Here is a 21,641-nt window from a genome sequence, read left to right as displayed (position 1 = left end):
TATTCCCCACGGTGCTCTTGCACCATGCGCACTGCGCGCTCACGGACTTCGGGAGAGAACTTGTTGGACTTATTCATGGCTTCATCATCTTAAGAGTTGATGCCTCCACGAAACCCGGTGTGATTCATGGCAGCGAGTGCTAGTGCAGCAGCTATGGCAATTGACTGAGCTTGAAGCTGGGCATAAACCCGTTTCTCGAAGTCTTCAGGATTGTTTTTATAGGCGAGTGAAAAAGTTAAGGCCATGTCTAGGTCCTGTGATTGCGGAATCCAGAACATAGCAGACATGAAACATTTCAATACACAGAGGTTGAGCTATGCGCCTGTACAAGCGTTTTCTTATGTGGGCTTTGGGCCCTGTCTTGGTCGATATAGAAGCCAATGCGGCTGCAGCATGGGTCGCCCAGGAGGCTGACATAGAGGCGCTTCGCAAGGGCGCTGGGTTCATGAAGGCCTATGGCGGCGCCGTCGCTCGCATGTCAGACGGAAAAGTCTTCTCCGCCTGAATACGCCGCTTCTTTGCTGGCGCTGCCCAGCACCTGCCCGCCCTGGTTCGCCTCGGTGGGTTTTTTTATTTCAGGAGCTTTCATGAGCGACCAAGCAATCGAGCAAGAGATTCAAGCCAAGGGCAAGACCGCCGCGCGCGTGACGCCTGACGATATCGAAGCGAACATCGCTGACGAGACTTACTTCACTGCTGCGGAAGGCCGGCACGGCCATTCCCACAAGAAGCATGGCTTCGACTACGAGATCGAAGCCGATGGGCCGCTGCACTTGCTGACCTTCTGCGTGCTGACCTTAGGCAATGGCTTCACCGTCACCGGCGAAAGCGCCTGCGCCAGCCCCGAGAACTTCGACGCCGATATCGGTCGCAAGATCGCGCGCGCCAACGCCGTGCAGAAGATCTGGCCGCTCATGGGCTATGAGCTGCGCACCAAGCTGGCTGGCGCCTGAGCCGTTCGCGCCTATGACCGAGTTCGATTTCCAACGCGCCAAGCGTGCCCGCTGCACGTTATGGGATCGCTTCGTTGCATGGGTGCGTGGGCTTGCCTCCCCCATGCCGGCCTCTCTGCGTCGCGCCGCTCTTGACCGCAAGGCAGAGGTCGAGCGCAAGGCTCGCCAATCCCTCTAACCCATTTCGCCACCGCTCGGGCGCATCCACCACGCCTCACTCGCCAGGGACGCCTTGCCCGCAGCGGTGGCACCTATTCCAGAAAGAAACTTTCCATGAAGACTTCGATGACTCCAGGCGTTTTTGCTGCAGCCCTGCTTGGTAGCGTGGCCGCAATCCCGCTCTCCATCGTGTGGGGGGGGGCTACTGGTCCGGCTTGACGCTCTCTCTCCTGTGGGTCTGGTTTATGGTGCCGATGTTTGCACTGCCGGCGCTGACCCTGCTGCAGGCATACGGGCTGGCGCTGGTGCTGCGGGCGGCGCACGGATACCAGGCGCAGCCCAGGAGCGAGGACGGCTTCGCTGGCGCAGTTGCCAAGGCATTCATCTTGCCGCCTGTTCTTGCCGGTCTAGTTCTGCTCGCTGGCTGGGTTGCCAAGAGCTGGATGTGAGGGGTTCATGCCCCAGCGTCCTAGCAGGCCATGCCGGCACCGCGGCTGCAAGGCCATCCACCGCAATGCCAATGGCTACTGCGACCAGCACCAGGAGCAGGCCCAGCAGGCCAAGCGCGGTAGTGCGGGTCAGTTCAGCGCCTGGTACACCACCACCAAGTGGCGCATCCTGCGCAAGCGGCAGCTCACCGCCGAGCCCTTGTGCGCGTACTGCGCGAAGGCGGGCAGGGTGACGGCGGCCACGGTGTGCGATCACATCACGCCTCATCGCGGTGACCCCGAAATGTTCTGGGCTGGGCCATTCCAGTCCCTATGCCAGACCTGCCACAGCAGTGACAAGCAGCGAGAGGAGTCAAGGCGATGAAGGATGCAATCGTGACCGTCGTCGGGTTCCTGGTTCTGGCTGCTGCGGTGATGTCGCCAGTGGCTTGCACCATGAATCGTCACGCCCTCATGGCTGAGGCAATTAGAGGTGGTGCTGATCCCATTGCAGTGAAGTGCGCCATCGAGGCGGACATGGGGATGAGCCCTATGTGTGTAGTGAAGGCGTCGCGCCCGTGACCGGCCTGGCGGTCTTGTTTTTGTCCTTAGCTTATTTGCCAGCGACGCCGAAATAGGGCACAACCATGGCCGAAAAAAAGCTGATACGGCAATGCCTCTAGGCAAAAAAATCGGCGCACGGGCGGGGGGTGGGTAAAAAGTCTGAAAAGGCTCCATGAAACAGCCGCGCCCCTAAGTGAATTTTTGCACCCGCGAAAAATGAAATTTAAACCGGAGGCCCGATGGCAGGTATTGCTGGGCGCTCTGGCCGCCGCCCGAAACCCACGGGCAAGAAAGAGTTGGCCGGCAACCCGGGCAAGCGGGCGCTGAATAAGGTCGAGCCGGACTTCGGCCTGGTTCGAAATATTAACTGTCCGTTTTGGATGGGTGATGCCGGGCGTTCCTTGTGGGAGACGCTGGCGCCGCTGCTGTGCAGGGAGCGCGTGCTTGAGGCGACCGATGTGCAGAACCTCGAGGTCTACTGCAATGCCTATGACCAGTTTCGAATGGCCCAGGTCGATGTCAAAGAAAACGGCGTGACCGTGACCGGCGCAATGGGCGGGGTCATCAAGAATCCTGCGGTCACGGCGCTCAAGGAAGCGACCGCGATGATGGCCACCTACGGCGGGATGCTAGGGCTAGATCCATCCAGTCGCCAGCGGATTATCGGCAAGAAGCCAGAAGGGAGCGGCAATCCGTTTGCCGCATTGTTCAATGGCTAAATATCCCGCTGTCGACGCCGCGCTCAAGTTCGCGAAGGACGTGGTCAAAGGAAAGATTCCCGCGTGCCGCTACGTGGTCCTGGCCTGCCAGCGTCACCTGGACGACTTGGATCGCGCCAAGGATGACGACTGGCCCTACTGCTTTGACCCCAAGGAGGCCCAGCGCAAGATTGCTTTGATCGAACTGCTGCCACATACAAAGGGGGAGTGGGCATTTAAGCGCCAGTTGGTGACGCTCGAGCCTTGGCAGAAGTTCGGCTTGGCTTGCACCTTCGGCTGGAAGCGCAAGCGCGACAAGATGCGCCGCTTTCGCGAGAGCTACTGGGAAGTGAACCGCAAGAACGGGAAGTCGGTGATCGCCGCCGGCGTCGGTCTGGCGATGTTCTGCCTGGACGATGAATTCGGCGCCGAGGTCTACTCAGGCGCCACGACAGAGAAGCAGGCCTGGGAAGTTTTCCGGCCTGCGCGCCTGATGGTCAAGCGGTCGCCCATGCTGATCGAGGCCGCAGGCATTGAGGTCAACGCGTCGAATTTGAACAAGCCGGCGGACGGCAGCAGATTTGAACCGCTCATCGGCAATCCTGGTGACGGTGCGAGTCCTTCGTGCTCCATCGTGGACGAGTACCACGAGCATGACTCGGATGCGCTCTACACCACGATGCTGACCGGGATGGGTGCCCGCAAGCAGCCGTTGATGTTCATGATCACGACGGCCGGCTTCAATATCGAGGGGCCGTGCTACGACAAGCGCCGCGAAGTTCTGGAAATGCTTGAGGGCACGGTGCCAAATGAGGAGCTGTTCGGCTGGGTGTGGACGATTGATGAGGGCGACGACTGGAAGGACCCAGCAGTTCTGGCCAAGGCCAATCCGAACATCGGTGTGTCAGTCTATCCGGAGTACTTGGAGAGTCAGCAGCGGCGAGCTATTCAGCAAGCCCGCTTCACCAACACCTTCAAGACCAAGCACCTGGGCGTGTGGGTCACGGCCAAGACCGGGTTTTTCAACGTCGCCCAGTGGGAGGCGCTGAAAGACACGACGCTGACGCTGGAGCGGTTCGAGGGCCAGCCATGCGTACTGGCATTTGACTTGGCGCGAAAGCTGGATATGAACAGCATGGCACGCCTGTTCTGGAGGGACATCGAAGGCAAACGTCACTATTACAGCGTAGCACCCCGGTTCTGGGTCCCCGAAGACACGGTGGCCAACAACGACAACCGGCGCATGGCCGAGCGCTATCAGAAGTGGGTGAACGCGGGACTGCTTGTGCAGACCTACGGTGCGGAGATCGACTACCGGGAGATTTTGGAAGAGGCGAAAGAAGCCAACCACCTTAACCCCGTGCAGTCGTCGCCGCTAGATCCGCATGGCGCGACCAACTTGGCGCACCAGCTCGACGATGAGGGGTTGACGCCCATCACCATCACCCAAAACTACACCAACATGAGCGACCCCATGAAGGAGCTCGAGGCAGCAATCGCCTCTGGGCGTTTCCATCATGACGGCAACCCAATCATGACATGGTGTATTGCGAACGTTATCGGCAAAACGCTGCCAGGAAATGACGATGTGGTGAGGCCTATCAAGCAGGGCAGCGACAACAAGATCGACGGCGCGGTGGCGCTGATCATGGGTGTCGGCCGCCTGCTTGTTTCGACTGACGACGGCGATGGCGACTTCATGGATGCCATCCGTAACCCAATGAGTGTGTGACCTATGGATCAGACGACAATTGTTTTTCTTGCGCTGTCGGTCCTCGGGATCGGCCTGTTCATTGCCGGCGTGGCCGTTTTGCAGGGCTTGGGCTGGGCGTTGCTGGCCGGTGCGGGCTCTTGCAGTCTGGCGGCCGGATTCCTGCGAAAGGGCATGAGGCATGGGTAAGCTGTCCGCAACACTGGCGCGAGCCGCGACGCGGCCCAGCGCGGTGCAGGCGGCGGTGGGTAACTGGTCTGGGAAGGCGATACGCCTGACAGACTCCAGCTTTTGGTCTGATTTTCTGGGTGGCAACAGCTCCGGGAAGATCGTGAGTACAAACACCGCCATGCAACTTCCGGTGGTGTGGGCGTGCGTACGCTTGATCTCACAGACCATTGCCACGCTGCCTCTGACGCTTTACCGGCAGGATGGGCGAAAGCCTATGCCTGCCGTGGAAGTGCCGCTCTACGAGATACTGAAGCACAGCCCGAACGCTGACACCACTTCGGTGCAATTTTGGGAAGCGGTGGTCGCATCGATCCTGCTGCGCGGCAATGCTTATGTGCGCAAGCGCCATGTTGCTGGCCGCATCGCTGCGCTGTACGTCCTGTCGCCAGACCGGATTGCGGTGCAGCAGCAGAACGACGGCAGCCTAAAGTACACCTACACCCCGCGTAGCGGAAAGGTCGAGGAGATCAGTCGGCGCGAGATGATGCACATCGCCGGGTTTTCCCTGGATGGACAGATGGGCCTTTCGGCCATCCAGTACGGGGCAAACACCTTCGGCCAGGCCATGTCGGCCAACGACGCGGCGAACAGCATGTTCCAGAATGGCCTGCACAAGACTGTCGCTTTCAAGGTTGACCGCGTGCTGAAGCCCGAGCAGCGTGAGGAGTTTCGCGAATATCTCAAGACCATTTCGGGCGCGATGAATGCCGGGCGCTCTCCGGTGCTGGAGCAGGGCGTGACTGCTGAACCTATTGGCGTTGACCCCGCTGATGCGCAGTTGCTGGAGTCCCGTTCCTACAGCGTTGAGGAGGTCTGCCGCTTTTTTGGGGTCCCGCCGATCCTGATAGGCCACGGCGACAAACAGTCGTCCTGGCCAACGAGTACGGAAGCACAGAAAGACCTGTTCCTCACGCTGGCGCTGCGGCCGATTCTGAAGAGGATAGAGGAAGCGATCTACAAGCACCTGCTTGAACCGCCCGAGAGGCGGTTTTTTTACGCCCGCTTCAACCTGGAGGGGCTGCTGCGGGCCGACAGCGCCGGACGTGCCAGCTACTACTCGACGCTGGCGCAGAACGGCGTGATGACGCGCAATGAGATTCGCGCTCTGGAAGATATGGCGCCGATGGATGGTGGCGATGCGCTGACCGTTCAGACTAACCTGACGACGCTCCAGAACCTTGGTAAGGACGGAGGGAAACAAACATGAGCCTGAAAAAACTGCCCGAGCTGCCGCAAATGAGGGGCCAGACCGGCATTGAGTTCGACCTGTCGCCTCAAGCGCTGTCGAAGTGGAACCCGGCCTTGGCCATGGATGAGGATGAAGGTGATAACGTCATCAACATCCTCGATCCCATCGGTTACGACGCCTGGACCGGCGAGGGCACATCGGCCCGGCGCATTGAGGCCGCACTGCGGTCCATTGGGCGTGACCGAGACGTGATCGTCAACATCAACTCTCCTGGCGGGTCGATGTTCGAGGGCAATGCCATCTACAGCCTGCTGCGCATGCACCGCGGCAAGGTGACAGTGCGCATCCTGGGCATTGCGGCCTCTGTCGCTTCCATTATCGCTATGGCGGGTGATGAGATCCTGATCGCGCGCGCCGGTTGGTTGATGGTGCATAACTCCTGGGTCGTGGTCATTGGCAACCGTCACGAACTGCGAGAGGCGGCAGACTGGCTGGAGCCTTTCGATGCGGCGGCTGCTGATCTGTATGCCGAGCGTACTGGCCTGGACAAAGCAAAGGCGGCCGCGCTTCTGGACAAGGAGACATGGATAGGGGGCGCCGCCGCTGTCGAGACTGGCTGGGCTGATGCCATCCTGGAGCCGTCAAAAATCCGCGAGACCGAAGACCAGGGCGCTCAAAACGCAGTGCGTCAGATCGACGTACTGATGGCCCGCCAGGGCGTGCCACGCAGCCAGCGCCGCCATCTGTTCCAACAAATCAAGGCCAGCAAGCCAGACGCTGCTGGTGCCGATACGCATGACGCTGTCGGAAAGGGCAAGCCTGACGCTGCCCAGCCGGCGCCGCTGATGGTGGCGCCACCTGTGTCGTTGTCGGGCCTGCTAAAGGTCTGACGGGGCATCCCTTCCGAAAGCCAGCCGCCCACTGAGGCGGTTTTTTTATGCCTATTGGGCAGAAAGACCATCCAAATGCCGACTCCCATGAATGTAGAACAGGCCTACCAGCAAGTCCAGGCCGACCTGAAGCAGACCGGCGATCAGCTGAAGCAGTACGCAGAGAAGACGGAGCGTGAGATCCAGAGTCTGGGCGCATCCAGCGCGGAAACCAAGCAAGCCGTCGACGCACTCCTGCCACAGTTCAACGCACTGAACGCGCACATGCGGGAACTGCAGCAGGCCATGGCCCGCCCCGATAACGGCGGCAAGGACGCCCCGCAGACCGCTGGCGATCTGGTCGTGAACAGCTCCCAGATGGAAGGCGTGAACAGCTCCTTCCGTGGCTCGCGTCGCATCGAAGTGCCGCGCCAAGCCATCACCACGGCCTCCGCTGGCAGCTTGGTCGTGACCGATCGCCAGTACGGCATTGTCACTCCTCCCGAGAAGCGCCTGACCATCCGTGACCTGATTGCCCCCGGCCAAACTGCCAGCAACAACGTCGAGTACGTGCGCGAATCTGGCTTCACCAACACCGCCGCGCCTGTGGCCGAAGGCGCTGCTAAGCCCTATTCGGACATCACCGTTGCTCTGGAGAATGCGCCAGTGCGCGTGCTGGCCCACCTGTTCAAGGCCTCGCGCCAGATCCTGGACGACGCTCCGGCCCTGCGCAGCTACATCAATGCCCGCGCCGAGTACGGCATCAAGCTGGCCGAAGAAAACCAGTTGCTCTACGGCAACGGCACCGGCGCCAACCTGAAGGGGCTGGTCCCCCAGGCGTCGGCCTACGCGGCGCCCGCCGGCATCACTGTCACTGGCGAGCAGCGCATTGACCGCATCCGCCTGGCCATCCTGCAGGCGATCCTGGCTGAGTTTCCGGCTTCCGGTGTGGTGCTCCACCCTACCGACTGGGCAGCTATCGAGTTGACAAAGGACAGCCAGGGCCGTTACCTGGTCGGCCGCCCCCAGGATGGCACCCCGGCGCGACTGTGGAACCTGCCTGTGGTGGAGACCACTGCCATCGTGCAGAACACGTTCCTGACCGGCGCGTTCTCGCTGGGAGCGCAGATATTCGACCGCATGGCGGTTGAAATCCTGATCTCCACGGAGAACGACAAGGACTTCGAGAACAACATGGTCACCATTCGCGCAGAAGAGCGCCTGGCGCTGGCGGTGTACCGCCCCGAAGCCTTCGTTACAGGCCAACTGGTCGCCATCGGCGACTAAACAAGGCGGGGGCGGGTAACCGCCCTCTATTCCAAATGGCAAAAGTCAAAGCACTGAAGTCATTCGAATTCGAGGGGGAGATCAAGAACCCTTGGAATTCGGAGCAGTTCGACATCCCGGACAGCCGGGTAACGCAGTTCTTGGCGCTTGGCCTTGTGGCTGTGGCACCCGATGGCCAGGCCGCAGCTCTGGCATCTGAATTTGCTGTGGAGAATGCGCCGCGCCGAGGCCGCAAGCCCAGCCCTAAGCTGGAGTGAGGTAAGTATGACCATCGTGACACTGGAGCAGGCGCGTCTGCATCTGCGCGTGGCAGGTGATAGCGAGAACAGCCTGATCGCGATCTACCTCTCTGCAGCTGAGGCCACGGCCGCCGAGTTCCTCAATCGCAACGTTTACGCAACCCAAGCTGAGCTGGAGGCAGCTGCAGAGCCGCCCGAGGCAATGCCCATTGTGATCAACGGGGCCGTGCAGGCGGCCGTGCTTTTGATCCTTGGCCATCTGTATGCCAACCGCGAAAACAGTGCGATCGGCGTATCGGCCCAGGAGCTTCCTATGGGCGCGCACTCGCTTTTACAGCCCTATCGCATCGGTTTGGGGGTGTGAAATGCGTGCGGGCCAACTTCGCCACTTCGTCACGCTGCAGCGCAACGTTCCGACGCAGGATCCGCAAACCGGTGCCATGCTCGACCACTGGGTGGATTTTGCCCGGATCTGGGCGAGCGTGGAGCCGCTGAGCGTGCGCGACTTTATCGCCGCGCATGCCTCTCAGTCTGCGGTCGGCCACCGAGTAACCATTCGATTCCTTCAAGGTGTTCAGCCGGGCATGCGAGTGCTGCATGGCGCGGCGGTCTATCGGATTCTGGGCGCGCTGCCCGACAAAGTCAGCGGCCGCGATTTTTTGACCTTGCCTTGCGAGGAGCTGAGCCAATGAAGGAATTCGATCTCAAGGGCCTGGATCAGGCCATCGGCAAACTCAAGCAGTTGCCCAACAACATGCGCAAGAAGGTGGTGATGGGCTCCATGCGCAAGGGCTCCATGGTGGTGGTGCGCGCGGCGAAAGCCAACGCCATGGGCATTGATGACCCGGGAACGGGGCGCAAGATCGCCAGCAATATCCAGGCGCGCTTTGCGAGCAAGCTCTATCGATCTACTGGCGATGTGGCTTACCGCGTCGGCGTCGCCACTCCCAAAGGGCCTATTCCCAAAGGCAACCCGGATGAAGGCGACAAGGGGCCTACCCCTCATTGGCTTTTGAAAGAGTGGGGCACCGAAAAGATGGCTGCCGAGCCTTTCATGCTGCCCGCGCTCGAAGCCAACGTCGAATTGGCTACGGACGCGGTGGCCGCTGAAATGCGGAAAAGGCTGGACAAGCTATGACAGCCCCCATCTTCGAGGTCGTCGCTGTCGACGCTGCAGTTCGTGCTGTGCTCGGTGCTGGCCCGGTGCGCTTCTATCTGTTTGGCATGGCGCCGCAAAACAGCCCGCTGCCTTATGCCGTCTGGCAAGTTGTGGGTGGCTCGCCTGAGAACTACCTGGCGGGTCGCCCTGATGCCGACAGCTTCACATTGCAGGTCGATGCCTATGGCGATGACCCGCTTATCACCCGTCGCATCGTTGAGGTGCTGCGTGATGCGATCGAGTTGCACGCGCACATCACTTTGTGGCTGGGAGAGTCTCAAGACCCAGCGACTAAACGTTGGCGAAGCAGCTTTCGGCTCGACTGGATTACCTCACGCTGACCATCGTCAGCAACGCAACCGCCGCCCCTTGAGGTGGCATTTTTGTTTTTGAAAGGCAAGCACCATGAGCATGCTCACCCAAGGCACGCAGGTTTACGCGCTGGTCCCGGCAGATGGCGCGCCTGGCACTTTTGAAGTGCTGAACATCGAGTGCGTCACTGCATTCAACCCCGGCGGCGCGCCCGCTGAACAGATCGAGGACACCTGTCTGGAAGAGGTCGCTGGCCGGACCTACAAGCGGGGACTTCGCACCCCCGGTCAGGCCAGCCTGACGATCAATGCCGACCCGCGCAACGAGAGCCATCTGCGCCTGCATGAATTGAGCGAGTCCGATGACGACTCGGTGATCAAGTGGGCCATCGGCTGGAGCGATGGTGTGAACATCCCGCCCACGGTGGCAGTCGGCGGGGCTGAGCTGGTCCTGCCCGCTACCCGCACCTGGTTTGTTTTCGAAGGTTATGTTTCGGACTTCCCGTTCGATTTCGCGGGCAACGCCGTGGTGACCACCCAGGCTAGCATCCAGCGCAGCGGCGGTTCTTCGTGGGTGCCCAAGACATGAACCTGCATCAACTCACTGAAAAGGGTGGCTTCGTTGAGGCTTCACCCGTCAAGATGCCCGTGACTTGGACGCGGCAGGATGCATCCGGCAAGGATCTCATCGATAAGTTCGATGTGTGGGTGCGCCGTCGCAGCTTTGGCACGTTTGAGCGGGTTGCCTCGCTGGGCGAAGACCGCAGTCGCTCGGCCAAGATGCTCAGCGAATGCGTGCTGTTGGGCGATACGCAAGAGTCGTTGAGCTATGAGCAGGCCTACCAGCTCGAGCCCTCCCTGGCCATGGCGCTGATCGAGGCAGTGAAGGAAGCCAGCGCCCCAAAAGCCTGACGGCCGACGACGAAGTGTGGTGCGAGTTGGTGCTCAATGGCATCGGCGGCACCAGCATCGCGGCGGCCAAAGAGGCGCTGAGCTGTGAGGAACTTGACCTATGGCGGCAATATCGGGAGCGGCATGGAACTCTGAATCTGGGTCTGCGTATAGAGCAGGGCGCCGCGCTTGCGGCGTTCTGTGCGAACGGTTGCCGAGGTGATTTTTCCGACTACCTGCCGCCGCGCGACAGCGCAGCCGGTGCAGACGCCGCGGCCTTGGCGCGCGCCATGAAGGAATGGGCATGACCTGCAGCGGTTGCGCCGCGCGTCGTGAGTGGATCAACAAAGTGAAGGAACTGGCATATGAGCGCGTCAGACAACGATTCTCAAAAGCTGCTGATCGAGACGGTGGCCACGCAGGCGACAACGATTCAGGTCCAGGCGCAGACCATCGACAGGCTGCAGCAGATGCTGCTGGAGTCGACGGACTCGGAGGGCCTGGATAGCAGCTCAAGCCGCACGTTCTTGGATGGCAGCCCGCGGCGTTAATCCGGTAGCATAGCTGCTCCATACGGAGGGGATATGCGCAGTCTTGTTTTGATCGGCTCTTTCATCGGCGGGCTTTGCCTGGTCGGATCGTTTTTCGTCAACGGCGCGGCCCAGCAGGCCGCGCTGGCGGCCATGGCATGTGCCTTCGCGGTAATCCCCTACGTGGGCTATCGCGTGCAGCAGCTGGAAAAGGCGGCAGTGCAGCGGAGGGATTTTTTCAACCAGATGGAAAACAATATTGAGAAGCTGATCAGAGCGCAAGCTAAGCAGCAATAACAGACCCCTCCCGCCTTGGCGGGGCGGTAAAGGCACGGCCCACTTCGGTGGGCTTTTTTTATGGGCGATTGAAAAATGGCATCACGTTCCCTTGGCACGCTCACGCTCGACCTGATCGCCAAGATTGGTGGTTTTGAGTCCGGCATGGACCGTGCCGCGCGCACTGCCGGCCAGAAGGCAAAGCAGATTTCCGCAGCGCAGCGCAAAGCAGCCAAGGAATCGGAAGAGGCGTGGAACAAGATTGGCAGCGTCATCGGCGGCATCTTTGCGGGCATCACGGTGGGTGCCGTGTTCCAAAAGTTCATCGCCGAGACCAAGGCGGCGGGGCAGGAGCAAGCCCAACTGGCCGCTGTGCTCAAGTCGACTGGGAATGCTGCGGGCTTTAGCCAGAATCGGCTCAATGAGATGGCCGACAGCATGCAGGACACGCTGGGCATTTCTGCTGGCGAGATCACCCAAGCGCAAACGGTGCTGTCGGCATTCACCAATATCGTGGGTGACAAGTTTCCGGCGGCCTTGCAAGTAGCTGCGGACCACTCGGCGCGCACCGGCTCCGAGATCAAGGCCTCTGCCGAGATCATGGGACGTGCCCTCGACGTGCCAAGCGTGGGCATGGCCTCACTGCAGAAGCAGGGATTCAAATTCTCCGAGTCGCAAATTGAGCTTGCACGGGAGCTTGAGCGCACAGGGCGCATAGCCGAAGCGCAGCAGATGGTGCTCGACTCTCTCAACGAGACCTATGAAGGTGCGGCAGCGGCGGCGCGTGACACCTTCGGCGGCGCGCTGAAGGCGCTGCAGAACACCATCAATGGGCTTCTGACGGGCGACAGCGGGAGCATGGCGCAGATGAAAGTCAGTGTCGAAGGCCTGAATTCTGCATTGGCAAGCGAAGGCACCCGCGCTGCATTTCAGACCTTGATTGGGTGGATGGTCGATCTATCCACGGCAGTGATTCGAGGCACTGCCAACCTGGTGACCTTCATCAATACCAAGAACAAGCTGTCTGTCGTAATGGGGACAGATGAGTTTGGAAAGCTGAAGGCTGGAGCCGACAGCTACTCGCACCAGTTGACCCAGTTGGTGTCGAAGGCCGAGCGATTCCAGGAAGCATTGAGCAGGAATCCTGACGACAAGAACACCCAACGCATGCTGGACAACGTCCGCACGAAAATCACCGAGGTCCAGGGCAAGTCCGCTGCGGCATCCCAGGCGCTCAAAGATTTTGCCGAGATCGCGGCGCCCACGGCATCTACGGTCATGGCTCCTGATCTGAAGCTGCAGGCCCCCGGTGTGGTCAATCTCAAGGATGGCGACAAGGGCGGTGCGCAGAAGGCAGCTCAAGAAGCCGCCGCCCAGGCGCGCTATGACATAGAGGCCGTGCGCGCGAAGTTCGCGGAGATCGCCAAGATCTACGGAGCATCCGAGAAGCTTCTTGAAGCTACGCGCCGCGCTGGCCTCGTAGATGAAAGCGAATACTACGCGGCGAAGCTTTCATTTATTGACCTTGTCAGTACCGCCCAGGAAAAGGCTTTGCAGGAAGAGAACGAACGTCTGCAGGCACAACGGCTCGGTGCGAAGGAGGCGCTTGACCGCGACCGCCAGGTTCTGGCGAACAAGGCCAAGATCGCCGCGCTGCGGGTTGATGCCGGCCTCGACAAAGAGTTGCTGGCGATGGAGCGCACCACCTCCCAGCGGCAGCAGGATAACGCTGCCACGCTGTCGCAGATTGCGGCCCAGCGCGAATTGAACGACACGGTGCAGCAGTACCAGCGGGCTCTTGATGCGATGGGGATGGGGCGTGCCGAGCAGGAGCGTCTTGCCGGCGCCAACCAGATCAACGACAAGTACGGCGCCGATGTGCGCCGGCTGGAAGACGCCCGGCGCACTGCGCAGTTCTCGGGGAACTGGGGCGAGGGTGCGCAGAAGCAATACGACGACGAGTTGCTCCGCATCGAGGAGTTCAAGGGCAAGGCGCTCACCTCTTTCACCGACTACTACGACCAGCTGCAGGCCCGGCAGGGAGACTGGCGCCTGGGCGCACAAAGTGCGCTGGCAAGTTACGCCGACCAATCGTCCAATCTTTTCGCGCAGGCTGAATCGCTGGCGACCTCGTCATTCCAGGGGATGGAGGATGCTCTGGTGTCGTTTGCCATGACTGGCAAGGCCGACTTCAAGAGCTTAGCCAACAGCATCATCAGCGACCTTATCCGCATCCAGATCCGGGCGGCGGCAGTGTCGTTTCTCAGTAGCGCATTTGGTGCTTTGTCAGGTGCTGGCGTACAGCCATCGGGCGCGGTGACTTCGGGTGTGAGTGGCTGGGGGAACGTCTCTGGTACGGCGCTGCCAGATTTTTCCTGGGGTGGTTTCACCGGACCAGGCGGCAAATATGAGCCGGGCGGCCTCGTTCACAAAGGCGAAGGGGTGCTGTCTCAGGAGGACATGCGCGCCCTTGGCGGGCCGACTGCTTTCGAAACTCTGCGGCGATCACTTCGCAATGGCTTTTCCTCTGGTGGCGTTGTGGGTGCGACCCCCGCCATCTCCCGTGCATCTGATGGCTCGGGCCGAGGGTCGCCAGTCATCAATATTCACAACAACGTGGGCGCTGAAGTTGAGCACACCACCAGGCGAGGTGCGGGCGGAGAAGAGATTTTCGACTTCTTTGTCAATAAAGCGGTCGAGACGGTGGCCGGACAAATCGCAGGCGATTACGGCGTCAACGGACAGGCTATGCGCCAAAGGGCGCAGATGGGAATGTAAATGGCAGCACTACCAAGCTACGTGAAGATTTTGCTCAGCGGTGCCGGTTTGGAATATGAGTCCGGCGTTGAGAGGTCTCCGGTGGAAAAAGGCCTGGCGAAGATGCGCGTCACTCAGTATCGGGTTGTGGCCGAAGTCGCTGCCGTCCTCTTCTTCAAGAGCACCGCTGATACGTTGGAATTCGAGAAATGGTATTTCGAAACCATTGAGCGAATTGGGTTCTTCGATGTGAAAGATGTGCGCACCGGCCAGATGCGTTCCATGCGCTTCAAGGATGGTCACATTGGCAAGCTGGAACCGATGGCTGGGAAGTACGCCAGGGCGCGCCGGCAAGTCACCCTGGAGTACCTGCGATGACGCTGTTTCAAGAGCGCAATCAGCGCATCACCAACGACGTCGGCCATGTCGAGCTGCTGGAGGTCACCAATCCCAGTTTCTCCGGCCCCATGCGCATCTGCAACGACGTGCAGGACTTCGTGAGCCAGGGGTTGGATTACATCGGCTTGCCGTTTGGCTTCACCCTGCCCGAGGACCAGAGTGGCAGCGCGCCGCGCATGAAGTTGGTCATGGACAACGTGGGGCGAGGCATCAGCGACGAGCTCGAGCGCTTGCTGCCCGGCACGGCCACCATGGCGCGCCTGATCATCGTTGCGCGTGACACGCCTGATGTGCATGAACATGTTTTTTGGCTGCCGATGACCGGCGTGACCGTGAACGGCGCCACGGCGCAGGCGACCTGCGGCGTTGACGCGCTCATGCGCCAGTCCGCATGCAAGCAAGTTGCGAATCAGTTCACGCTGCCGGGGATCTCCCCATGAACGTCGATCGCTTCATTGGCATCCCCTACGACGCGCGGCACATGGATTGCGCCGACCTGGCCCTGCTGGTGCAGCGCGAGCTTTTCGGGCGCGAGGTGCTGCTTCCGGGCAAGCGTCCGCGGCCGCTGCGCCCGGCTGAGCAGGACGCGGCGATCGCCGCCTACAGCGTGCAGTTGGCCGACCCGGTCATCAACCCGATGGACGGCGATGCGGTACTGATGCGCGAAATCGGCGCTGCGCAGGCGGGCCACATCGGCACCTACTTCTTTCTCAATTTCACGCCATACGTGCTGCACACGACTGCCTTGCTGGGTGCAAGCGTGTTGCACCGGATGCAGGATCTGTCGGCCACCGGGCTGACGCTTGAAGGGTTCTATCGATGGAAATGAATCACGCTGAGCTGGCTGCTGTGGATGGTGTGGCCTGCGATCTGCTGGACTCCCGTGGCCGTCTGGTCATCACGCCCAATGCGTTGACCTGCGACGGTCAACGCAACGTGCCTGCGGACCTGCAGCCCGGCGAGACGCTCGAGGCGTTCCTGCGCCGGCATGTGCCCGGCATTGAATCCGGCGCGTGGACGGTAATGATCGGCGGCGCCATGGTGCCGCGTGCGATGTGGAAGCGCACTTGGCCAAAGCATGGCCAACTGATCGCATGTCGCGCTTCGGTTGGCAAGCAGGTGGTGCAGCTTGTGGCCATGGCCGCGCTCACCTGGTTCACCATGGGAGCTGGGCTGGCGCTTTGGGCGGGTACGGGCGCGATGGCGTCTGTTATCGGCATGGGAACCTTTGTTGCCGGCTCCATGCTCATCAACAAAGTGCTGGGCCCCAAGGTGCCCAAGATGGGCGAGGCTGCGGCCGCGCGCCAGGTCCACAGCCTGAGCAGCCGGCGCAACACAAAGCGCCCCCATGAGCCGTTGCCGACACTGTGGGGCGAGATGCGCGTACTGCCCGATCTTGCCAGCGATTCATATACCTGGTTCGAGGGTGAAAACCAGTACCTGAGCACTATCCTGCTGGGCGGCATCAATGTGCACAGCGTCTCTGATTTGGCGATTGGCGATACGCCGATCACCAGTTTTGAGGAAGTGTCTGCGTTTTTCAATGGCTTCTCGGGCATGCCCAGTCAGGACGTGCCGCTGTACGGCAATGTCGACAGCATCGCCGGGGGCGAACTCGAGAACGATGGCGCGTGGGTGACGCGCACCAGCTCGACCGACACCATGACGCTGCAGCTGGACATCGAGGGCCAGTTGTATGACGTGGACAACAAGGCCAATGTCTTGGTCAACAGCGTGCCATTGTTCGTTGAGACACGCGTCGTGGGCAGCGAGGCCTGGCAGCCGGCGCTGAGCACCACGCTGACCAATGCGACCAGGGATGTGGTGCGTCGCACCTACACCGTGTCCGTGGCGCTGGGCCAGCATGAAGTGCGCGTGCGCCTTGGCAAGCCGACTTACAACGAGGGTGACGGCAAGGACGCGTGCAATTTCACCTGGAACGTGCTCAAGAGCATCCAGCCCGACACTACCGACTACAGCCAGTGGGGCCGCATCGGTATCAAGATCAAAGCCACCGGTCAGATATCGGGCAGCCTGGACACGCTGCGCGCAACCTATCGCGCGCGGCCGCTGCCGGTCTGGAACGGCACGGAATGGATCACTGCGACCACGCGCGCCGAAGGCTTGAGCAACTGCGGTGCCATCTTGCTGCAGACGCTGCGCGGCGTGTACGCGCCCGACGAAAACGGGGTGCCGCGACTGCAGTTCGGTTTCGGCATGTCAGACGAGCAGATCGACATCGAGGGCCTGAAGGCCTTTATGCTGCACTGCACGGCGCGCGGCTACAACTACGACCGCTGGATCACTGGCTCGATGTCGTTGGGCCAGTTCTGCGACGAAGTGGCCCTGGCCGGCATGGGCGAGTTCAGCTGGACGGATGGCAGCCGGCCCACTGCCGTGTTTGTGTCGAGCGGCCAGCCGCTGAGCGGCGTGGTCAACATGGCCAACATGCTCAAAGGCTCGTTCTCGGTGGCCTACAACCTGGCCAACGCTGCCGATGGCATCGAGTACCAATACCTCGACCGTGACCGCAACTGGGAGACTCAGACGCTACGCGTGGCCGCACCCGGCGTGACCACGATGCTCAGCCCCGCGCGCATCACGAGCGAGGGCGTGACCAGCGAGGCCCACGCCGCCGTGCTGGCGCGCTATCACCTGGCCCAGTCGCTGTATCAGTACAAGACCATCGACTTCGGTGCCGACATCGAGCACCTGGCATATCGCCGCTTGTCGGTGCTGTCGGTCAGCCACGACCTGACGCAATGGGGCTTCGGCGGCCGTGTGATGCACGCCGAGCGCGTGGGCGGCAAGGTGGTGCTGCAGCTGGACGAACCCGTGCCGCCCATGCCGCAGGCCTATGTCGGCCTGCGCGTGCCCGGCGCGCGCGACTATCGCGTGTTTCAGGTCGAGGCGCTCGAGGCCGAGTCCGAATGGGTCACCCTGGTCGGTGCCTGGCCCGCCGGCGTGAAGTTCCCCGGTGCAGATCTTGACAACCCCGCCCACGACACCCTCTGGTGCTATGACTTCAAGGCTACACCTGGCTACCGCGTGCGCGTAGTCGGCATGCAGCCCGAAGCCGATCTGAAGGGCGCCCAGGTGACCTGCGTGCCTGAAGGCCCCGAGTTCTGGGATTACGTGCTCAACGGCACCTACACGCCCGCGCCAAACCAGTCGAGCCTGCCGCAGCTGGGCCGCCCAAAGGTATCGAACCTGCGCATCACCGAGAAGGTCAATGTGCAGGGCGACACCGAGTGGTATTCGCTGGGCCTGGTGTGGGATGTGGAGGGGGACTACGACCATGCCCAGGTGTGGGCTGGGCGCGACGGCTCCGAGCTGCGGATGGTCGACGGCAACGCCGTGGGCAGCCGTGCCGAGTTCCGCATCGATGGCGCGGGCGAGTGGCTGGTCGAGGTGCGCCCGTTCAACGCGTCGGGCCTGGTGGGGCAGTCGGCCACGGTGCTTTACATCACCAGCATGACCCAGCTGCCGCCGCGCAATGTCGATGATTTCGTGGTGCAGAGCGTGGCCGGTGGCCTGCGCCGGTTTGCATGGCAGTACGTCGGCGATCGCCCGCCAGCGTTTGCCGGCGTGCAGATCCGGTATGCGCCTGGTGATGTGCAGCTGAGCGTGGCCGACTGGGACGAAATGCAGCCCCTGGGCGAAGCCGGCGACGTCTACCGCGCGCAGTTCGAGACCACGCGGCCCCAGGCCGGTCTGTGGACCTTTGGCTGCCGCGCGATCGACACCGCGGGCCAGTTGGCCAACGGCGTGGTGCGCTTTGCGGCGAACCTGGGCGACAGCTTCGAGCAGGTGCAGCAGCCGGACCTGACGCCGCCGCCTGCGGTTGTTGGGCTCAAGGCCGAGGGCGCCTTCAGCACGGTGATGGTGTCCTGGGATACGCCGATTTATACCCAGGGCCATGGCCATGCGCGCACCGAGGTGTGGGCTGGCAAGACCGCCGACCAGGCGCAGGCCAGTCAGATGGCCGAGAGCTATGGGGGGCCGGTATCGTTCAGCGCAGAGATTGCGGCCGCTTGGTATGTCTGGGCGCGCAATGTCACCGCCGACGGCGTGTCGGGCGCATTCGTAGGCCCCGTGACGGCGGAAACTGGCGCGGACATTGAAGGCCTGCGCGAGGTGCTGGATGGGCAGATCGATCGTGACCTGTTCGCCCCCATCGTGCTCGATCGCCTGGACATGATCGACCGCATCGATCAGGACGGCGGCCCGCTGGGCAAAAGCCTGCTGGACGCGGCGGTCCACCAGGACGCGCTCAATCAGCAGGTGCGCGGCAATATGGACGACATGGCCAAGGGTCTGCTCGAGGCTGCTCTGGCCGCCGATGCTGCGCTCGAGCGCATCACGGACGCAGGCGTCTATGTGGACCCGACCACGGGCCAGGTGAAGATCTACGGCCTCGATGTCACCAATGGTCAGGTCACAAACCTGCAGGTGTTGCTCGATGCGCTGAACGGCCAGCTGCAGCTCAAGGCAACCACCGCATATGTGGACGGCAAGATCGCCGAGGCCGTGCTGTCGCCCGCCGATCTGCTGCTGTATGAGGGCCTGGACGCTCGCATGATCGAGGTGGTCCAGCAACTCGACAGCATCAATGGCACGCTCAGCAGCAAGGCCAGCGCGCTCGAGCTGCAGCAAGCGCTGGTGCGCCTGACCACGGCAGAAGCGAATCTCGACGCGCTGAACGGGCAGATCGCGTTGCGCGTGACGCGCGCGGAGTATGAGGCGGATCAGGGTGGAATTCAGGAGCGCTTGGGCAGTGCCGAGTTGACCCTGTCGGTGCTGGACGTGCCAGCAATCACCGCCACGGTGACGGCAGTGAACCGCAACGAGCGTGAGGCGCAGAAGACCGCAGAGGCGCTGCTGCGCGACATCCTCACGGGCGAAGCCAACCGCATTCAGGCCGCTGACGCGCTGGGGTTCGCTCGCACCCAACTGAGTGCGGCGATACAGGAAGGCCTGGCCGCCGAAGCGCAGCAGCGGCTTGAGCTGGCTGTCGTGGTGGGCGCCCAGACCTCCGCCCTCGAGCGCGAAGAGTCGGTGCGCGCGCAGGCGGATCTGGCTGAGGCGCTGGCACGGTTGCAACTGGCTGCGCGTGTGGATAGCAACCAGCAGTCGCTGTCTGCCCAGATCACCCAGGAATCGCAAACACGCGCCACGGCAATCTCGGCCGAGGCGGCGCAGCGGCAGCAGTTGGCCGCCACGGTCTCGGGCAACCAGACGGCGGCGCTGGGTGCCGCGCAGGCGGCGTCGGATGCGGCCGGCGCGAAGGGCAAGGTGCTGTATCAGAACGCGGCGCCGGCTGCGGCAGACCGCCTGCCGCAGAACCTGTGGATCGACACGACGGGCGGTGCGAACACGCCCAAGCGCTGGAACGGCACGGCTTGGGTGGCGGTCACGGACAAGGTGGCGACGGACGCGGTGGCGGCGGCTGCAGCGGCCGCGCAATCGGCGGCCGAAGCCAAGGCCCAGATCACCCAGGAATCGCAAACACGCGCCACGGCAATCTCGGCCGAGGCGGCGCAGCGGCAGCAGTTGGCCGCCACGGTCTCGGGCAACCAGACGGCGGCGCTGGGTGCCGCGCAGGCGGCGTCGGATGCGGCCGGCGCGAAGGGCAAGGTGCTGTATCAGAACGCGGCGCCGGCTGCGGCAGACCGCCTGCCGCAGAACCTGTGGATCGACACGACGGGCGGTGCGAACACGCCCAAGCGCTGGAACGGCACGGCTTGGGTGGCGGTCACGGACAAGGTTGCGACGGACGCAGTGGCGGCGGCGGCAGCGGCGCAGCAGACGGCGACGGCTGCCACCGCTGCAGTTGAGCAGGAGGCGATCGTGCGTGCAAACGCAGACGGGCACCTCGGCGCGCTGTACACGGTGCGCATGCAGCTTTCGCAGGGCGGGCGTCAGGTGGTCGGCGGGTTCGCGATTTCGGGCACAAGCTCTGCGACGGCTGGGCCGCTCATTGACTTCGGCGTGATGGCGAACAGCTTCTGGATTGCGGCGCCCAACGGCTCGGCAGCCAGCAGCGTCAAGCCTTTCATGGTGCAGACCACCGCCCAGACGATCAATGGCGTGGTGGTGCCGGCCGGCGTCTATATGGATGCGGTCTACATCAACAACGTGACGGCGCTGTGGGGGCGATTCGGCTCGTTGGTGGCCGACACCATCCAGGCGACGGCGATTAGCGCGAGCCAGCTCACGGCGGGTAACGGCGTCATCGGCGGCACGTTGAAAAGCGCCAACTACGTTGCGGGCAGCTCTGGCTGGACGCTGCGGCCCGATGGTGTGGCCGAGTTCTCTGGCGTGATTGTTCGCGGGACGATCTACGCCACTGCGGGAGTTATTGGCGGGATCACTGTGCGGGGCGACACCCTCACGACTGGGGCGTTTACAGGGTGGGGCTGGCCCGGTGGTACTGGCGGAGGTATGGCGATTGGACCGAACGGGATTTTATTGGGTAATCCCAACACCGGCCGCTATTTTCTTGTGCAGAGTGACGGCCGAATCGAAATGCCAGGTTTTACGGTAATCAACGGGAATGCCACATTTTCGGGAAATTTGTCCGGCGCCTCTGGCAGTTTTAGCGGAGTGTTGACTGCATCCAAGGTGGTAACTACCGGAAATATTGCCGATAGCGCAGTCACGGTGCCGCTATTTATTGAGAGTGCAAATGGTGATGGCGTGTCTGCCACCGTGTCGGTGGACAGTCCTGCCGCAATTCTAATTACTGTCTCATACTCATTGGGGAATACTGATTTAGGCATCCTTCGTAGAAATGGCGCGACTATACGGTCTCTCGGAGCAACCTGGAACAATCAAACGAGGAATCCAATAACACTAATAGTCAATGCCTCTGCTGGATCGCACACCTTTGATATTGTAAGGCACCCTCTTAGGGCGCCAGATAGTAGTGATCCATTGGAGAATCCTAGGGCCCTTAGTTGGACGATTATTGCCTGTAAAAAATAGTTG

26 protein-coding genes are annotated in these 21,641 nt (G+C 61.8%); 25 read left to right on the top strand and 1 reads right to left on the bottom strand.

The window, feature by feature from the left end; translation table 11 throughout:
* Positions 1–89: 89 nt before the first annotated feature.
* A complete protein-coding gene (locus tag GVL12_RS09155; protein ID WP_159913059.1) occupies positions 90–287 on the bottom strand; it encodes a hypothetical protein in 198 nt (65 codons plus the stop codon).
* Between the two features lie 29 nt (positions 288–316).
* Between GVL12_RS09155 and GVL12_RS09150 the strand changes: the two genes are divergently transcribed.
* The 25 genes from GVL12_RS09150 to GVL12_RS09035 all read left to right on the top strand — a co-directional run bounded on the left by GVL12_RS09150 (position 317) and on the right by GVL12_RS09035 (position 21,638).
* Positions 317–505, top strand: a complete 189-nt coding sequence (locus tag GVL12_RS09150) for a hypothetical protein (RefSeq protein ID WP_159913057.1) — start codon at positions 317–319, stop codon at positions 503–505.
* An 82-nt stretch (positions 506–587) separates the two neighbouring features.
* Positions 588–953, top strand: a complete 366-nt coding sequence (locus tag GVL12_RS09145) for a Gp49 family protein (protein ID WP_159913055.1) — start codon at positions 588–590, stop codon at positions 951–953.
* A gap of 374 nt (positions 954–1,327) precedes the next feature.
* Positions 1,328–1,561: a hypothetical protein gene (locus GVL12_RS09140; RefSeq protein ID WP_159913053.1), complete on the top strand. Its 234-nt coding sequence runs from the start codon at positions 1,328–1,330 to the stop codon at positions 1,559–1,561.
* 360 nt (positions 1,562–1,921) lie between these two features.
* Entirely contained in the window at positions 1,922–2,122 is a 201-nt protein-coding gene (locus tag GVL12_RS09135) for a hypothetical protein (RefSeq protein WP_159913051.1), read from the top strand.
* A 221-nt stretch (positions 2,123–2,343) separates the two neighbouring features.
* Positions 2,344–2,823, top strand: a complete 480-nt coding sequence (locus tag GVL12_RS09130; protein WP_159913049.1) for a phage terminase small subunit P27 family — start codon at positions 2,344–2,346, stop codon at positions 2,821–2,823.
* A complete protein-coding gene (locus tag GVL12_RS09125) occupies positions 2,816–4,534 on the top strand; it encodes a terminase large subunit (protein WP_159913047.1) in 1,719 nt (572 codons plus the stop codon). The genes GVL12_RS09130 and GVL12_RS09125 overlap by 8 nt, the downstream gene beginning before the upstream one ends.
* 3 nt (positions 4,535–4,537) lie before the next feature.
* Complete coding sequence (locus GVL12_RS26265) at positions 4,538–4,702, top strand: hypothetical protein (protein WP_200843615.1); 165 nt, start codon at positions 4,538–4,540, stop codon at positions 4,700–4,702.
* Positions 4,695–5,951, top strand: coding sequence for a phage portal protein (locus tag GVL12_RS09120; protein WP_159913045.1), 1,257 nt, complete (start codon positions 4,695–4,697; stop codon positions 5,949–5,951). Before GVL12_RS26265 ends, GVL12_RS09120 begins: the two co-directional genes overlap by 8 nt.
* Positions 5,948–6,823, top strand: a complete 876-nt coding sequence (locus tag GVL12_RS09115; protein ID WP_159913043.1) for a head maturation protease, ClpP-related — start codon at positions 5,948–5,950, stop codon at positions 6,821–6,823. Before GVL12_RS09120 ends, GVL12_RS09115 begins: the two co-directional genes overlap by 4 nt.
* Positions 6,824–6,910: 87 nt before the next feature.
* The gene (locus tag GVL12_RS09110) at positions 6,911–8,089 is read left to right on the top strand and encodes a phage major capsid protein (protein WP_235033833.1); all 1,179 of its coding nucleotides are present in this window, start codon (positions 6,911–6,913) and stop codon (positions 8,087–8,089) included.
* A gap of 35 nt (positions 8,090–8,124) precedes the next feature.
* Positions 8,125–8,346 carry a hypothetical protein gene (locus GVL12_RS09105; protein WP_159913039.1) on the top strand — a complete coding sequence of 74 codons (222 nt, stop codon included), beginning with the start codon at positions 8,125–8,127 and terminating at the stop codon, positions 8,344–8,346.
* Between the two features lie 7 nt (positions 8,347–8,353).
* The gene (locus GVL12_RS09100) at positions 8,354–8,692 is read left to right on the top strand and encodes a head-tail connector protein (RefSeq protein ID WP_159913037.1); all 339 of its coding nucleotides are present in this window, start codon (positions 8,354–8,356) and stop codon (positions 8,690–8,692) included.
* A gap of 1 nt (position 8,693) precedes the next feature.
* Positions 8,694–9,020 (top strand): phage head closure protein, encoded by a 327-nt coding sequence (locus tag GVL12_RS09095; protein WP_159913035.1) that lies wholly within the window; start codon positions 8,694–8,696, stop codon positions 9,018–9,020.
* A complete protein-coding gene (locus GVL12_RS09090) occupies positions 9,017–9,466 on the top strand; it encodes an HK97-gp10 family putative phage morphogenesis protein (RefSeq protein WP_159913033.1) in 450 nt (149 codons plus the stop codon). The genes GVL12_RS09095 and GVL12_RS09090 overlap by 4 nt, the downstream gene beginning before the upstream one ends.
* Positions 9,463–9,828, top strand: coding sequence for a DUF3168 domain-containing protein (locus GVL12_RS09085; protein WP_159913031.1), 366 nt, complete (start codon positions 9,463–9,465; stop codon positions 9,826–9,828). The genes GVL12_RS09090 and GVL12_RS09085 overlap by 4 nt, the downstream gene beginning before the upstream one ends.
* Positions 9,829–9,892: 64 nt before the next feature.
* Entirely contained in the window at positions 9,893–10,387 is a 495-nt protein-coding gene (locus GVL12_RS09080; protein WP_159913029.1) for a phage tail tube protein, read from the top strand.
* Positions 10,384–10,710 carry a phage tail assembly chaperone family protein, TAC gene (locus GVL12_RS09075; RefSeq protein WP_159913027.1) on the top strand — a complete coding sequence of 109 codons (327 nt, stop codon included), beginning with the start codon at positions 10,384–10,386 and terminating at the stop codon, positions 10,708–10,710. The genes GVL12_RS09080 and GVL12_RS09075 overlap by 4 nt, the downstream gene beginning before the upstream one ends.
* 29 nt (positions 10,711–10,739) lie before the next feature.
* A complete protein-coding gene (locus GVL12_RS09070) occupies positions 10,740–10,997 on the top strand; it encodes a hypothetical protein (protein ID WP_159913025.1) in 258 nt (85 codons plus the stop codon).
* A gap of 57 nt (positions 10,998–11,054) precedes the next feature.
* The gene (locus GVL12_RS09065; protein ID WP_159913023.1) at positions 11,055–11,240 is read left to right on the top strand and encodes a hypothetical protein; all 186 of its coding nucleotides are present in this window, start codon (positions 11,055–11,057) and stop codon (positions 11,238–11,240) included.
* 33 nt (positions 11,241–11,273) lie between these two features.
* Complete coding sequence (locus tag GVL12_RS09060) at positions 11,274–11,516, top strand: hypothetical protein (protein WP_159913021.1); 243 nt, start codon at positions 11,274–11,276, stop codon at positions 11,514–11,516.
* Between the two features lie 75 nt (positions 11,517–11,591).
* Positions 11,592–14,273 carry a phage tail tape measure protein gene (locus tag GVL12_RS09055; protein ID WP_159913019.1) on the top strand — a complete coding sequence of 894 codons (2,682 nt, stop codon included), beginning with the start codon at positions 11,592–11,594 and terminating at the stop codon, positions 14,271–14,273.
* A complete protein-coding gene (locus GVL12_RS09050; protein ID WP_200843614.1) occupies positions 14,274–14,630 on the top strand; it encodes a hypothetical protein in 357 nt (118 codons plus the stop codon).
* A complete protein-coding gene (locus GVL12_RS09045) occupies positions 14,627–15,091 on the top strand; it encodes a DUF1833 family protein (protein WP_159913017.1) in 465 nt (154 codons plus the stop codon). Before GVL12_RS09050 ends, GVL12_RS09045 begins: the two co-directional genes overlap by 4 nt.
* On the top strand, positions 15,088–15,480 hold the full coding sequence (locus GVL12_RS09040; RefSeq protein WP_159913015.1) for a hypothetical protein: 393 nt from the start codon (positions 15,088–15,090) through the stop codon (positions 15,478–15,480). The genes GVL12_RS09045 and GVL12_RS09040 overlap by 4 nt, the downstream gene beginning before the upstream one ends.
* A 161-nt stretch (positions 15,481–15,641) precedes the next feature.
* Positions 15,642–21,638, top strand: a complete 5,997-nt coding sequence (locus tag GVL12_RS09035; protein ID WP_159913013.1) for a phage tail protein — start codon at positions 15,642–15,644, stop codon at positions 21,636–21,638.
* The last annotated feature ends 3 nt before the right edge of the window (positions 21,639–21,641 follow it).

It is taken from the genome of Pantoea sp. 18069, from assembly GCF_902706035.1.
Classification (GTDB): Bacteria; Pseudomonadota; Gammaproteobacteria; order Burkholderiales; family Burkholderiaceae_C; genus Comamonas.
The sequence above is the reverse complement of the archived record's forward strand: the minus strand, read 5'-3'. Positions and strand labels throughout refer to the sequence as shown.

Excerpts from the sequence above, each read along its gene's own strand:
- GVL12_RS09135 (WP_159913051.1), top strand. The coding sequence starts at position 1,922 with ATGAAGGATGCAATCGTGACCGTCGTCGGGTTCCTGGTTCTGGCTGCT.
- GVL12_RS09060 (WP_159913021.1), top strand. The coding sequence starts at position 11,274 with ATGCGCAGTCTTGTTTTGATCGGCTCTTTCATCGGCGGGCTTTGCCTG.
- GVL12_RS09125 (WP_159913047.1), top strand. The coding sequence starts at position 2,816 with ATGGCTAAATATCCCGCTGTCGACGCCGCGCTCAAGTTCGCGAAGGAC.
- GVL12_RS09150 (WP_159913057.1), top strand. The coding sequence starts at position 317 with ATGCGCCTGTACAAGCGTTTTCTTATGTGGGCTTTGGGCCCTGTCTTG.
- GVL12_RS09065 (WP_159913023.1), top strand. The coding sequence starts at position 11,055 with ATGAGCGCGTCAGACAACGATTCTCAAAAGCTGCTGATCGAGACGGTG.
- GVL12_RS09050 (WP_200843614.1), top strand. The coding sequence starts at position 14,274 with ATGGCAGCACTACCAAGCTACGTGAAGATTTTGCTCAGCGGTGCCGGT.
- GVL12_RS09090 (WP_159913033.1), top strand. The coding sequence starts at position 9,017 with ATGAAGGAATTCGATCTCAAGGGCCTGGATCAGGCCATCGGCAAACTC.
- GVL12_RS09095 (WP_159913035.1), top strand. The coding sequence starts at position 8,694 with ATGCGTGCGGGCCAACTTCGCCACTTCGTCACGCTGCAGCGCAACGTT.
- GVL12_RS09130 (WP_159913049.1), top strand. The coding sequence starts at position 2,344 with ATGGCAGGTATTGCTGGGCGCTCTGGCCGCCGCCCGAAACCCACGGGC.
- GVL12_RS09105 (WP_159913039.1), top strand. The coding sequence starts at position 8,125 with ATGGCAAAAGTCAAAGCACTGAAGTCATTCGAATTCGAGGGGGAGATC.
- GVL12_RS09075 (WP_159913027.1), top strand. The coding sequence starts at position 10,384 with ATGAACCTGCATCAACTCACTGAAAAGGGTGGCTTCGTTGAGGCTTCA.
- GVL12_RS09120 (WP_159913045.1), top strand. The coding sequence starts at position 4,695 with ATGGGTAAGCTGTCCGCAACACTGGCGCGAGCCGCGACGCGGCCCAGC.
- GVL12_RS09055 (WP_159913019.1), top strand. The coding sequence starts at position 11,592 with ATGGCATCACGTTCCCTTGGCACGCTCACGCTCGACCTGATCGCCAAG.
- GVL12_RS09040 (WP_159913015.1), top strand. The coding sequence starts at position 15,088 with ATGAACGTCGATCGCTTCATTGGCATCCCCTACGACGCGCGGCACATG.
- GVL12_RS09155 (WP_159913059.1), bottom strand. The coding sequence starts at position 287 with ATGTCTGCTATGTTCTGGATTCCGCAATCACAGGACCTAGACATGGCC.
- GVL12_RS09115 (WP_159913043.1), top strand. The coding sequence starts at position 5,948 with ATGAGCCTGAAAAAACTGCCCGAGCTGCCGCAAATGAGGGGCCAGACC.
- GVL12_RS09145 (WP_159913055.1), top strand. The coding sequence starts at position 588 with ATGAGCGACCAAGCAATCGAGCAAGAGATTCAAGCCAAGGGCAAGACC.
- GVL12_RS09100 (WP_159913037.1), top strand. The coding sequence starts at position 8,354 with ATGACCATCGTGACACTGGAGCAGGCGCGTCTGCATCTGCGCGTGGCA.
- GVL12_RS09045 (WP_159913017.1), top strand. The coding sequence starts at position 14,627 with ATGACGCTGTTTCAAGAGCGCAATCAGCGCATCACCAACGACGTCGGC.
- GVL12_RS26265 (WP_200843615.1), top strand. The coding sequence starts at position 4,538 with ATGGATCAGACGACAATTGTTTTTCTTGCGCTGTCGGTCCTCGGGATC.
- GVL12_RS09085 (WP_159913031.1), top strand. The coding sequence starts at position 9,463 with ATGACAGCCCCCATCTTCGAGGTCGTCGCTGTCGACGCTGCAGTTCGT.
- GVL12_RS09110 (WP_235033833.1), top strand. The coding sequence starts at position 6,911 with ATGAATGTAGAACAGGCCTACCAGCAAGTCCAGGCCGACCTGAAGCAG.
- GVL12_RS09080 (WP_159913029.1), top strand. The coding sequence starts at position 9,893 with ATGAGCATGCTCACCCAAGGCACGCAGGTTTACGCGCTGGTCCCGGCA.